This window comes from uncultured Coprobacter sp. (genome assembly GCF_947855755.1).
In the GTDB taxonomy this organism is placed as follows: domain Bacteria; phylum Bacteroidota; class Bacteroidia; order Bacteroidales; family Coprobacteraceae; genus Coprobacter.
Window position 1 is genome coordinate 60,009 of the sequence record NZ_CANUAR010000020.1, and the last position, 12,667, is coordinate 72,675.

At 40.3% G+C, this 12,667-nt stretch carries 11 protein-coding genes; 5 read left to right on the forward strand and 6 right to left on the reverse strand.

What is annotated here, in order from left to right; genetic code table 11:
* Nucleotides 1-30: 30 nt before the first annotated feature.
* The 3 genes from meaB to Q0093_RS11010 are packed head-to-tail and all read right to left on the reverse strand — an operon-like array spanning nt 31 to nt 2,640.
* On the reverse strand, nt 31-1,128 hold the full coding sequence (gene meaB / locus Q0093_RS11000) for a methylmalonyl Co-A mutase-associated GTPase MeaB (RefSeq protein ID WP_297930371.1): 1,098 nt from the start codon (nt 1,126-1,128) through the stop codon (nt 31-33).
* Nucleotides 1,129-1,152: 24 nt separating this feature from the next.
* Complete coding sequence (locus Q0093_RS11005; protein WP_294177186.1) at nt 1,153-2,241, reverse strand: DUF1573 domain-containing protein; 1,089 nt, start codon at nt 2,239-2,241, stop codon at nt 1,153-1,155.
* 12 nt (nt 2,242-2,253) lie between these two features.
* Nucleotides 2,254-2,640 carry a DUF1573 domain-containing protein gene (locus Q0093_RS11010; protein WP_294177188.1) on the reverse strand — a complete coding sequence of 129 codons (387 nt, stop codon included), beginning with the start codon at nt 2,638-2,640 and terminating at the stop codon, nt 2,254-2,256.
* A gap of 226 nt (nt 2,641-2,866) precedes the next feature.
* On the opposite strand from Q0093_RS11010, the gene Q0093_RS11015 reads away from it, so the two are divergent.
* The 4 genes from Q0093_RS11015 (at nt 2,867) to Q0093_RS11030 (ending at nt 7,649) form a co-directional block, all read left to right on the forward strand.
* Nucleotides 2,867-4,684, forward strand: a complete 1,818-nt coding sequence (locus Q0093_RS11015) for a MutS family DNA mismatch repair protein (RefSeq protein WP_297930374.1) — start codon at nt 2,867-2,869, stop codon at nt 4,682-4,684.
* A 658-nt stretch (nt 4,685-5,342) separates the two neighbouring features.
* Nucleotides 5,343-6,137 (forward strand): outer membrane beta-barrel protein, encoded by a 795-nt coding sequence (locus Q0093_RS11020; protein ID WP_297930376.1) that lies wholly within the window; start codon nt 5,343-5,345, stop codon nt 6,135-6,137.
* A gap of 10 nt (nt 6,138-6,147) precedes the next feature.
* Nucleotides 6,148-6,567 carry a hypothetical protein gene (locus Q0093_RS11025; RefSeq protein WP_297930379.1) on the forward strand — a complete coding sequence of 140 codons (420 nt, stop codon included), beginning with the start codon at nt 6,148-6,150 and terminating at the stop codon, nt 6,565-6,567.
* Between the two features lie 275 nt (nt 6,568-6,842).
* A complete protein-coding gene (locus Q0093_RS11030) occupies nt 6,843-7,649 on the forward strand; it encodes a hypothetical protein (protein ID WP_297930382.1) in 807 nt (268 codons plus the stop codon).
* Nucleotides 7,650-7,668: 19 nt separating this feature from the next.
* On the opposite strand, the gene Q0093_RS11035 is transcribed toward Q0093_RS11030, so the two are convergent.
* Together Q0093_RS11035 and hisS are read right to left on the reverse strand one after the other, a co-directional pair.
* Entirely contained in the window at nt 7,669-8,166 is a 498-nt protein-coding gene (locus tag Q0093_RS11035) for a GNAT family N-acetyltransferase (protein WP_297930385.1), read from the reverse strand.
* An 8-nt stretch (nt 8,167-8,174) separates the two neighbouring features.
* Nucleotides 8,175-9,536 (reverse strand): histidine--tRNA ligase, encoded by a 1,362-nt coding sequence (gene hisS, locus Q0093_RS11040; protein ID WP_297930388.1) that lies wholly within the window; start codon nt 9,534-9,536, stop codon nt 8,175-8,177.
* 378 nt (nt 9,537-9,914) lie between these two features.
* Between hisS and Q0093_RS11045 the strand changes: the two genes are divergently transcribed.
* The gene (locus Q0093_RS11045) at nt 9,915-10,787 is read left to right on the forward strand and encodes a nucleoside phosphorylase (protein WP_297930391.1); all 873 of its coding nucleotides are present in this window, start codon (nt 9,915-9,917) and stop codon (nt 10,785-10,787) included.
* 71 nt (nt 10,788-10,858) lie between these two features.
* Here the strand turns inward: Q0093_RS11045 and Q0093_RS11050 are convergent, their stop codons facing one another.
* Complete coding sequence (locus Q0093_RS11050) at nt 10,859-12,523, reverse strand: IS1182 family transposase (protein ID WP_297930394.1); 1,665 nt, start codon at nt 12,521-12,523, stop codon at nt 10,859-10,861.
* Nucleotides 12,524-12,667: the final 144 nt, after the last annotated feature.

Genomic DNA, 12,667 nt, shown 5'->3' on the forward strand with positions numbered 1-12,667 from the left:
ATTATACACCGGAACTATACTTCTCGAATATCAAACAATATTGCCGAAATAAAAATCCAAGACCTCCTTAGCCGCAGTAAAAGGACTCTGTATCGAATGCAGCACCCTATTTTCTTTTTCTTGAAGTAATGATACTACTTCGGAATTTTGATAAAAATGAGACTTCAACTGATCATTTATGGTTTCCAACATCCAATATTTCGCTTGCTCCTGACGTTTATGCTCAAAATAGCCGTTCCCTTTGACAAAAGCTATATATCGGTCTATCATGTTCCACACCTCTTTGATACCGATTTCATAATAACCGGAATAAGTCAATACCTGCGGTATCCAACCGGACGGAGTCGGTGGGAAAAGATGCAATGCATTACGGAAATGAGCTTGTGCTAATTTCGCCTTTTCGATATTACTGCCATCTGCTTTATTAATCACGATTCCATCAGCCATCTCCATGATTCCCCGCTTAATTCCCTGCAACTCATCACCTGTTCCGGCCAACTGTATTAAAAGGAAAAAATCGACCATAGAATGCACCGCCGTTTCAGACTGCCCGACTCCGACGGTTTCCACAAATATATTATCGAATCCGGCAGCCTCGCATAAAACGATCGTTTCACGCGTTTTACGGGCGACTCCTCCTAAAGATCCGGCAGAAGGAGAAGGACGTATAAACGCATTGTCTGCAACAGACAGTTTTTCCATTCGAGTTTTATCTCCCAATATACTCCCTTTCGAAAGCTCGCTGCTCGGGTCTATCGCTAACACGGCAAGTTTACCACCTTTTTTAAGGACATGAAGTCCGAATGCATCGATCGATGTGCTTTTACCTGATCCGGGAACACCCGTAATACCTACCCGTACCGAGTTTCCTGCATAAGGCAGACATTTTTCGATTACCTCTTGTGCAAGGATTTGATGATCGGGCAAATTACTCTCTACCAACGTAACCGCTTGGCTCAATACCGTAATATCACCTTTCAAAATACGTTCGGTATATTCAGCTGCCGTATATTGTCTCCTGCGGACTTTCCGGATTTTATTCAAATAAGGATTTACGGCAGGCGGCTGCGCTACACCCTTATTAACCGCCAATCCCTCATATTTATTATCGTTCTCGATGTGTTCCATAGCAATTCACCAATAAAATATATACTACTCAAATGTCGCAACAACAGGCAATGATATTGTAGGCCTTACCGGATCGTTCGTAATAATGAAAATACGATGGTTCAACAACCGACTGCGGGATTTAGAAGGCCTTACTGTTACTTTCATATCGATCGATTTCCCGGACTGTATGCTCATCTGCGGGAGAGATACGGATACGACCTGCGATTCATTATTAACTTTACGTATCTGAAGATTAGAAACTCCCGTATTAGTCAAGCTCACCGATTTAGAGACCGAAGCATTTCCCTTTATCGTCCCGAAATCTACTAAATCGTTACCGATTTCGAGATGAGGAGCTTTTGCAATCTGGTCAGGAGTCATATTCGAATAATCTTCCTGAATATCTGCAGAAACAGTTATCTTATTTTGAGGCTGCGGTTTATCGGAAGAAGGCAACTTCACCCAAAACTCATCCCGGCGAATTCCCCAATCCTTAGCCCTGTCGGCATGATAAGTTATCAATATCCGACCTTTCTGTCCCGGAAGCAAAGTCTCAGGCAATACCGAAACATCCAAATGTCGAGGAACTTTGTCAAATTCCAGAGCAAGAGGAGTTTTTCCGTTATTTATAACATCGATCTTCTCCAATTTGGTTTTATTGGTATATACTTCAAAGAAAGGAACATGTACGGCCTTCAATCCCAAATTCCCCATTGTATGTCCGTAAGCCGGAGCAGCACTACGTTGAACAGGAATCACAGTTCCCTTAATTATCAAAGTCGTACGTTCCGGGTCGGTATTGGCATACACCGAAATATTTTTCTCAAAGCTACCGGGCCGGCCTACCGCATTATAAGTCACTTTAACTTGACCGCTGTCGCCCGGAGCGATCGGCTGCATCGGAAACTCAGGACGAGTACACCCGCACGATGCTGTCGCACGAGTTATAATCAATGGAGCATCTCCCGTATTCACAAACGAAAAAACACAACTTACACTCCCCAGTTTTTCAGAAAAAGAACCGAAATTATGCGTTGTCTCCAGAAAAGATATTTTAGCCGTCTCTTGTGCATAAACTCCGGAAACGAACAGAACTGCAAATAGCAATAAGATAATACCCCGTCTTATCATAAAATTCGATTTTTAAGGTTTAGGAATCACAGTTCCGGTAATCAGCAAGACTACCCGTTCCGGCTCTCCATTAGTATATACATAAATATTTTTTGAGAAACTGCCGGGACGGCCTTTCGGCTGATAGGTCACTTTTATCTGCCCTTCCTTACCGGGAGCAACCGGTTTCACCGGATATTCAGGCTTGGTACACCCGCAATTTGCCGAAGCACGGGTAATAATCAACGGGGCATTTCCTTTATTGATAAATGTAAATATATGGGACACGTCTCCGTTCTCCTCCGCGATTTCATGAAAGTCATACTTCGTCTGCTTAAATTCTATTTCAGCTTTTTTTTGGGCAAAAAGGACAGACGTTACACTCAGCAACAAAATCATCAAACAATAAACACGCTTCATAATCGTTTTTAATTACATTAGACAAACACAAAAATACAATTTTATGTTTTAAAGAACTTACTCTTTGCAAAGTTTATCATAAATAAACCGAAAAAGAGAAGCCTTGTATAAAGGTCTGTCTGATTTTTACGATAAAAAAATTATATATTTAAATTCCTTTGATTCTGCGCAAAATGCAGACAGACTCTAACAAATTTGTATCTTTACCGACAAAATAAATAACAGTATGATTGATAATTCCGTTCACTATTATAACCATCTGCTTGAAGAAACGCAACAAGCTCTTGTCCGTATTCGAAAAAAAATCTACAGCATCGGAACTTTGCGTCTATGCTGGGTTATTCTGACTTTAACCGTTCTTTATTTCTTATGGGGATACAATACCGGAATTATTATCAGTGTGATTATTGCCGGTTTAGTTTGCTTTTTAGGAATGATGCGTATCCATGATCGTTTTTTTGCCCGGAAAAGTTTTCTGGAAGCAAAGATTTCCATTTGCAAAAAAGAGCTGCAACTGAAAAAATACGATTTTGAAGGGATCGATACCGGGAAAGAATATATAGATCCGGTGCATGACTTTTCGAACGATTTGGATATTTTCGGGAAAAAATCGCTTTTCGCCTATCTGAACAGAAGTGCATCTATCATCGGACAGCAAAAATTGGTCGAATGGATAACCCATCCGCTAACCGATCCTGATAAAATACAGAACAGGCAACAGGCAATTCAGGAATTGTCCCTGCTGACCGAACTTCGAATCGATTTTCTGGCAAACGGCATGACTTCCCGAGAAAGTAAAACAGATGCACAGATTATTTCAGAGTTATCGAACGATTCAACGATTTACGTTTCTAAATGGCTACGTATAATCTTGCCCTTTATCCCTTGGATTTTCGGAATTCTAATCCTGATGTGGATCTTCGGTGTCGGGATGGGAAACTATATCCTTTTTCTATTTTTAGCATGTTTTTGCTATGCGACAATTCTTTCCGGACGGGTAAGCCGCACACAAAATAAACTTAATGAAGGGCTGAAATCTTTGAATACTTATGCCGAGCTTATCGAACAACTCGAAAAATCGGAATTCTCAAGCTCGCTACTTCAAAATATCCGTACAGAGTTACATACAGATGGGATTCCCGTATCATCCCGCATAAAACAATTAGGGAAATATCTACGAAATCTCGACCAAAGATACAATGCCATAGGATTTGCAATATTAAACGGATTTTTTCTCTGGGATTTCAAACAGTTGGCAGCAATAGAAAAATGGATACGCAACAACGGGAAATTCCTACCCGGATGGATAGAAACCATCGCCCGTTTCGATGCTCTATGCTCACTCGCCACATTCCGGTTTAATCACCCTGAATATACTTTTCCCGTATTGAACGACAACGATAATCCGGTAATGAAAGCAACAGAATTAGGTCATCCGCTGATAGAACCCGAACGATGTGTCCGCAATCCCGTAGAGATGCTGCAACGCCCCTCCTTTCTCGTAATAACAGGAGCTAATATGGCAGGAAAAAGCACTTATTTGAGAACGATCGGAATCAATCATCTTTTGGCATGTATCGGAGCACCGGTCTGTGCAAAAGAGATGCAATTATCTCCTTGTAAATTATTTACGAGTTTACGGACAACAGACTCCCTGAGCGATCAGGAATCCTATTTTTTCGCTGAGCTGAAACGGCTGAAGCAAATTATAGACAGACTTGAATCGGGAGAAAAACTATTCATCATCTTAGATGAGATATTAAAGGGAACAAATTCTACAGATAAGCAAAAAGGCTCTCTTGCTTTGGTTCAAAAATTAGTAAAACTCAATGCTGCCGGAGTTATTGCGACGCATGACCTGCTATTAGGAAGTTTAGCAGAAAAATGGCCGGATACTATCGAAAATTTCAGATTCGAAGCAGATATAAACGATAACGAGTTATCCTTTTCTTATAAGTTGCAACCGGGAGTCGCACAAAATATGAATGCCTGCTTTTTAATGGGAAAAATGGGAATTATCCCCCAAAAGAATGACTCTATATAATATTATCACAGTAAAATATTACAACAAAAATTACGAGAATACCAACACCGTACTACATTTACAGGGAGTGTCCCAAAAATTAGCTTCTTATTCTTTAACTTCCAGTCTATGATTCTGTTTGAATTTTACTCGGATCAGGTTTAAGAGCCTCTTCCGAGTATGTTTTTCTGTTCTTTTGCGAGAAGGATAGCGGACTATCTGACAAGTGAAAACAGGGAAAAAAGACCGGAAGAAAACACAAAAATGACCTGAGAATATTTTTTGTTGGAAAATTTAGATAGACTCTACAAATCTACAAAGAAATATCATTCGATAAACAGAAGATCATCACCCTTTCTATTAGAGAATAAGTATAATTTCATGCCTTTTACTTTTGAACTGTAAGTAACAGCAAGGAGCACTTCTACTCTGAAGTGCCTCTTTTCATATAAAATAACATCATCCACTTTTCCGGTAACTTACGATAAAATGTTCCCGATTCTATTAACAGTATAACCTAATAAACTTATAGAGTTTGAATTAAACATATTTGTAAAAAATAAATTAATTCAATATTCACAACAACTATAATCTATATTTGCACAAAATAACAAAATAGCCTAATCAATAAATTAATTTCCAAATAATACTCTCTATAATTAACTAAAAATAAATTTTTATGATCAAAAAAATGCTACTTATTGTTTTATGCGCTTGCAGCATAAACACGCTAACTTTCGCCCAAATCAGTACAGGCAAACCCACTTCAAAAATAATACGTACGGGGAACAGAGCCGAAGCAGGAGATTTCGGTCTTTATTTAGGAGCTACATCGAATATGTTCTCCGACATGTTTGACAGTAAGGTAGAATTAAAAGCAATGCCTTTAGTCAATCTGAAATATATGGTAACCGACGAATTCGAATTACGTTTAGGCCTTGAATTCTATAAAACGACCGAACGCTTAAAAGGAGAATCCATCGATAAAGAAGATGAAGAAAAAACAATACAATCATCCAACAAGATACTGAACTCTACCAACCGTATTTACCCAGGATTTGCATACCACTTCGCTAAAAGTAACATATTAGATGTCTATGCCGGAGCAGAACTTCCCATAGGTTGGAGAAGAGATAAAACCAGTACCGAATACGAAAAAGATTATTCAAAAACCACAAAAGGATCTTTTGAAATAGGATTAGGCGCATTTATAGGATTACAAGCTTTCATTGCAGACCTTCCCTTAGCAATAGGTGTCGAATACGGTATTTCTTCGATTTTTGAGACCGGACTGAAATATAAAAACGAAACAAAAATAGAAGGTAAAAAACAAACTGTTTACGCTCCCAGTTTAGAAGATTTACCCCAGTTAGGACTGCAAATAAACAATGAGGACATGTTCGACTCTCTAAAAGCGAATAAAGGAGAAATAGGAAACCAGTTTCGGATCACATTAACATACTATTTTAAATAATCGAACACTTATGAGAGATTACAAATATTTAATATTGGTGTTCCTGATAGCGACGATGACCGGATGCGGAACATTGACAAAAGAAAAAAACTTCTCCCCGAACCAAGTACAACTAAACATCGATTTAAACAATCTCGATTATTTAGGTGAAACAGAAATCGAAGTAACTTATCGCACTTATTTCGGTATCATAAAAGTCATGGATACTGTCAACGGCGAAATATATGATGCAACCAATTCCTTAGTAACCACATTGGGAAACGGAACAATTCTTTCGGGAAATATAAAAAAAGCAGCTTACAAAGCGATAAAGAAATACCCTGACGCAACATACTTTCAACCCGTTCGCAAAATACGACAGGTAAACCGGCTTTTCTTAGGCAAAGAAGTTTCTGAAAAAGCAATAATCAGAGCCTATAAATTCAAATAAAAAACCGAAGTACTCAATTTACAGACAAATATCCAAGACTATGCTTATATCTTTATTAGGAGAATAAGCGTAGTCTTAGAGCCTGTCGTCTAAATTTTGTCCGGGTCAGGCTTGAGAGTTTCTTTCAAGGGTATTTTATCGTTTTTACGAGAAGGATAGCGGAGTATCTGACGAGTAAAAACGATAAAACAGAGCGGAAAAAACGCAAAGATGACCGATATTATTTTTCGATCGGGAAATTTAGACAGTTCCCTTAACTCAATATAGTAAGCCAAATGAGCAAAAAGATTCTTACAATATTACTTATCGTACTATTTACCGGCTGTATAACCAATGAAGACGAATCGAAAGTCACGATATATTACAAAATACCTACAGAAAAATTATATTGGGGAGATAAAATAGAAATCCAGATCGAAGCGACAACGAAAAATCAATACCTAAAAAAATTTACAGTTCATTCATTCGATACACAATACGGCAAAATCACTTTGAAAGATACGATTCCTGATAAAAAAACATTAAAATACACACATATATACACAATACCTCCATTTAACAAAGATTCAATAAACATAAAGTTCCTATTCGAAGCTATAGACGACGAAAATAATATCCAACAAAATAGCTGTGAACTTACGGTATTCAGCCAAAGTACCGTGTTATCCGAAAAAACAGGATATTCCATGTATTCTGCCAAATCGGGAAAACCGGACGCTTTTTCTCTAAAAAATCTCCAAACCATTTTCTATGCTATCGCAGACTCTGCCTTAACAGACATATACAACTATGATAACCCTGAAATCTTAAACGAAGATATGTCGAGAGAATGGCGGTCTAGAACCAATATTTGCTTTATAAAAAACAACAGCTTCAATTACATGGAAGCAACCGACATCTCTGTAAAAAGTACCTACTTAAACTCGGTAAAACAACCCGTCGTCAAAAATCTAAGCAATGACGACATAATCTTGATCGGAAGAGAGAAAGCTTATGGTGTTATCAAAATAATCAATATCTATGATGAACCCGGATCGGATAATGACAGGATTCTCTTTAATCTGAAAATAATATCCGAATAACAAGTCCGGATCACATATCTTACGACAGTTCGATAGCCATTATATAGTCATTCATATAATAACCGTTCCCTATCGGAAAATCCCCGCTACGGGCAACGGAAAATCCCATGCGCTCATAAAAAAATTTGGCTTTATTATTCCGGTTCACATTTAATTCTACCGTACACTCTCCGGAATAAAGAGACCTTACATAATCGAATACCAACCGCACGAGATACTGCCCCACATGTTTCCCCTGAAAATCGGGGAGAACATATATTTTCTGCAAATGAAACAACGCCTCTCCTTGGCGTTCGACCGATACATAACCGCAAGGCCGGTCTCCGTCATACGCTATAAAAAAAACATGACCGTCCTCAATTTGTCGTCGAAGACTATCGGCAGAATACATCCAGTCGAACATCCAGTCAAGCTGATCGGCAGAAAGAATTTCCTTATAAGTAGGTAAAAACGATTTTTCCGCTAAATCTCGGATGAGAGCTATATCGTCTATTCCGGCCTTTCTCGAACGTATCATAATAAATTTTATTTCAAAAAATCTGTCAACTCATCTACCGTCAGCATTTGCTGTTCCCCGGTAATCATATCCTTTACCGTAATTTTACCGGCTGCTATTTCATTTTCCCCTACAAGAGCCACATATGGAATTTTCTTCGAATCGGCATATCCCATCTGTTTTTTCATCTTGGCCGTCTCAGGATAAATTTCTGTGCGAATACCGGAACGACGCAACCGGAGTGCATGTTCCAAACAAACGGCCTGCTCTTTTTCTCCGAAATTGACAAACATTATTTGCGTTGCAGACAATGAGTCTTTCGGATATAGGTCGAGTTGATTCAATACGTCAAAAATACGATCTGCTCCGAACGATATACCCACGCCCGAAACACCCGGCATCCCGAATACCCCGGTCAGATTATCATATCGCCCGCCTCCGGTAATACTTCCTATCTGAACATCGAGAGCTTTTACTTCCACAATAGCCCCGGTATAATAATTCAGACCCCTTGCCAAAGTAAGATCGATTTCCAAAGCAGAACGCAAAGGAGACAGTTCCAAATGATCCAAAATATACTCCAATTCCGAAACACCTTTCAAACCGGTATCCGAATCGACAAGAACATTTTTCAAAGTAACCAGTTTCTCGCGATTCGATCCCTCCAACAAAATAATAGGCTGCAACATGGCTACCGCCTTTTCCGATATGCCTTTTTCCTTCAACTCCTCATTGACCTTTTCCAAACCGATTTTATCGAGTTTATCGATCGCAACGGTTATATCGACAATCTTTTCAGGTTCTCCGATAACTTCGGCAATACCGCTCAATATCTTCCGATTATTTAACTTGATGGCGACACGTATTCCGAAACGGGAATATACCTCATCCATCAAATGCAACAATTCCACTTCGTTCAACAACGAATCAGAACCGACAACATCGGCATCGCACTGATAAAACTCTCGGTAACGCCCCTTTTGCGGTCGGTCGGCACGCCAAACCGGCTGTATCTGATACCTCTTAAAAGGAAAACTGATCTCATTCCTATGCATGACGACAAAACGAGCAAAAGGAACAGTCAGATCATAACGCAAACCTTTCTCGCACAACATGGAGGCAAGTTTGTTCGTATTACGAGCAGATAACTCTTCATCCGTCACTCCCGAAAGAAAGTCTCCGGAATTCAGCACTTTGAACAACAACTTGTCCCCTTCTTCTCCATACTTTCCCATCAAAGTAGAAAGATTCTCCATCGCGGGAGTCTCGATCTGTTGAAATCCAAATAAATGGAAAACTTCGCTGATCGTATTGAATATATAATTCCGTTTCGCCATCTCTTCCGGAGAAAAATCCCGGGTTCCTTTAGGTATCGCAGGTTTTGTTGCCATATTTCTTATTCTGAAATCCCCGAACAGGGACATTAACAATCAAAAGGATTTTTATATATGATTGCAAATATACGACTTTTTTATTTTCACGATATACGGACATATAGATAAACTTTTTAACCTTCGGGACTTCTCATTGCAAAACCTGCTTAAATCTTGCACAGACATTTTTGAAAGTCGTTTTCGCAGATACTTTTCCATTCCCATAAGAGACACAACAGCTTACCTGATGTATAAAAGACGGTAGAACAGACCGGAAGAAAACGCAAAGACACCCTGATAGTATTTTTATTGGAAAATTTATGCGTGTTCTCAACCGCACTCTTAAAAATAATGCTTATATTCGTATTTCAAGTTATGAACATAAAACCGAAAGCTATGAAACATTTTCCGGAATCAGAACTAATTATCAACCAAGACGGAAGTGCTTTTCACTTGCACGTACGTCCCGAACAATTATCGGATAAAATCATTCTGGTAGGCGATCCCGGCCGGGTAGATCTTGTAGCGTCATTTTTCGACACAAAAGAATGTGACATAAGCAGCCGTGAATTCCATACCATAACAGGAACTTATAAAGAGAAACGCATCACCGTCGTTTCTCATGGAATAGGAACAGACAATATCGACATTGTTGTAAACGAGCTGGATGCTCTTGCCAACATCGATTTTGAAACCCGGAACGAAAAGCCTGAATTCAGGCAACTGACAATGGTGCGTATCGGAACTTCGGGAGGTTTGCAACCACATGTCCCCATAGGAACATTCGTCATATCAGAAAAATCGATCGGTTTTGACGGAGTATTGAATTTTTATGCCGGGCGCAATGAAGTTTGCGATCTCGAATTCGAAAAGGCTTTCTGCGATTTTGTCGAATGGAACTCTCTTTGGGCCGCTCCTTATGTAATCGATGCAGACAAAGAACTGGTAGAGCAAATCGGGAAAGGCGAGATGGTAAAAGGTGTAACGATTTCTGCAAACGGGTTTTACGGACCTCAAGGACGGGAACTGAGGGTTCCTCTGGCAGACAAGAACCTGAATAAAAAAATAGAAGCGTTCAAGTATAAAGACGGACATGTGATCACTAATTACGAGATGGAAAGCTCTGCTCTTGCCGGGCTATCCAAGCTTATGGGACATAAAGCCATGACCGTATGCACGATTATCGCCAATCGCGTAGCCCACCATGCCAATAGCAATTATAAAAATTCGATCAAAGATCTTATCGAAATAGTTTTGGATCGTATATAACAAGGAGGGTGTATCAAAATTGAGAAGATTTGATACATCCTCTTTTTCCCTTTGTTAAGTCTTAAAATTTATTAGGCAGCCATATTTAAAGAGTATCTCTTAAATCTTTGATTTTTCGCATATAGAATTATGGGAATAGCCATAAATTGGTTTTGTTTTGGACAATATCCTCCCTTGATGGCTTTTTTTGCCATTATTGAGCACATTTTCTTTAGATTGAAGGCAATGGCAAAGAAGGCAAGGTCCATTTCAACCTTGTCTATTCCAAAATGCCGGAAGCGTTTATATGCCATGTCGTATTTCATCTGTCCGAAGACGGCTTCCGGCTCTATGCACCGCCGTCCCCGGTATCTGATCCCTTCTTCTGATGTGAGCCTCTCCCCGGCTTTCCTCCGATATTCGTTCAGCCGGTGATTGACTTCGATAATCCTGTTCCCCTTAGCCTTGAAACAACTTCCATGAAGCGGGCATCCTTCACATCGGCGGGCCTTGTAGCGTGCGCTTTCAGTGACATATCCGCTTTCCGTCCTTGACCGTGCCGTACCGATACGTTTCATGTGTTGTCCCATCGGACAGACGTAATAGTCACCTTCGGCATTGTAGTATAAAGATTGCGGACTGAACGGGTTGGGCTCATAGTGCATCCGCTGTTCGCGGTGGAACCAATTGTATTTCACATAGGCGGCAATGCCGGCTTCATCCATGAACCGGTAGTTCTCTTCCGAACCGTAGCCGGAATCGGCAACCGCCTTGCCCGGCAGTTTATGGTAACGTTCGGCAAACGAGTTGAAGAACGGGATCATGGTCAATGTATCCCCGGGGGATTGAAACAGGCTGAAGTCAAGAATGAACTGATTCTCCGTTCCTATCTGAAGGTTATAACCCGGTCTGGTCTGCCCGCTGTTCATCGCATCCTCTTTCATGCGCATGAACGTGGCGTCAGGATCGGTTTTGGAACAGGAGTTGCGCTCGCCAAGGATGCGCAGCTTTTCGTCATATCCTTCAAGTTTGCTGGCATGTTCCTTGAGTTGCCTTATCTGTCTCTCTTTTTCTTTCCGATGACGCTTTTCCTGCTTTGTTGCCGCTTCAGGTTCTTTCCCAAAAGACCGGTTGAGTTCATCGGCAATATCCATGAGGTCTGCCGGTGTGAAATCCTGTCCGTTTTCCTCCCGGGCGTTGTCCTGTGCTATGGCTTCATCTATCTGTTCGAGAAGAGCCTTGATCTTCTCCATCAGCTTGGCACGGTTCCTCTCGGTAGTCTTGCGCCATACAAAAGTATATTTGTTGGCCTTCGATTCGATTTTTGTACCGTCAATATATTCCACGTCAAGAGTGATGAATCCTTTTTCCGCCAGTATTATCACCAACTGTGTGAATACATGGTTGATTTCCTCTTTCACACGGTTGCGGAAGCGGTTGATGGTGTTGAAGTCCGGCTGTTCATAACCCGCCAGCCAGATAAAATGGATGTCACGCTTAAGGGCGGACTCTATCTTACGGCAGGAATAAAGGTTGTTCATGTAGCCATAAATCACGGCCTTGAGCATCATCTTCGGATGGTATGGACTGCGACCGCGCTCTTTATAAAGTTTGCGGAAGTTTTCCAGCTTGAGGTTATCAATTACCGCGTCAACCACGCGCACAGGGTCATTGTCCGCAATGTCCTTGTCAAGACGCTGGGGAAAAAGAATCGTTTGTTTGGGATTGTAATCCCGAAAGTGTATCTTTGCTGACATATATATGATTGTATGTCATAAAGATACAAAATTTTTATGATAGGGCAAAGCCTTGGCTTGGGAAAGTCGGGGCTTTGTTTCATTATATGCATTCTTTACCGATGGATATGAAAAGAGGATGTATCGGAATTTTGATACACCCTC

Coding starts and splice junctions, on each gene's coding strand:
- meaB (WP_297930371.1), bottom strand. CDS start 1,128: ATGGAACACATCGAGAACGATAATAAATATGAGGGATTGGCGGTTAAT.
- Q0093_RS11005 (WP_294177186.1), bottom strand. CDS start 2,241: ATGATAAGACGGGGTATTATCTTATTGCTATTTGCAGTTCTGTTCGTT.
- Q0093_RS11010 (WP_294177188.1), bottom strand. CDS start 2,640: ATGAAGCGTGTTTATTGTTTGATGATTTTGTTGCTGAGTGTAACGTCT.
- Q0093_RS11015 (WP_297930374.1), top strand. CDS start 2,867: ATGATTGATAATTCCGTTCACTATTATAACCATCTGCTTGAAGAAACG.
- Q0093_RS11020 (WP_297930376.1), top strand. CDS start 5,343: ATGATCAAAAAAATGCTACTTATTGTTTTATGCGCTTGCAGCATAAAC.
- Q0093_RS11025 (WP_297930379.1), top strand. CDS start 6,148: ATGAGAGATTACAAATATTTAATATTGGTGTTCCTGATAGCGACGATG.
- Q0093_RS11030 (WP_297930382.1), top strand. CDS start 6,843: ATGAGCAAAAAGATTCTTACAATATTACTTATCGTACTATTTACCGGC.
- Q0093_RS11035 (WP_297930385.1), bottom strand. CDS start 8,166: ATGATACGTTCGAGAAAGGCCGGAATAGACGATATAGCTCTCATCCGA.
- hisS (WP_297930388.1), bottom strand. CDS start 9,536: ATGGCAACAAAACCTGCGATACCTAAAGGAACCCGGGATTTTTCTCCG.
- Q0093_RS11045 (WP_297930391.1), top strand. CDS start 9,915: ATGAAACATTTTCCGGAATCAGAACTAATTATCAACCAAGACGGAAGT.
- Q0093_RS11050 (WP_297930394.1), bottom strand. CDS start 12,523: ATGTCAGCAAAGATACACTTTCGGGATTACAATCCCAAACAAACGATT.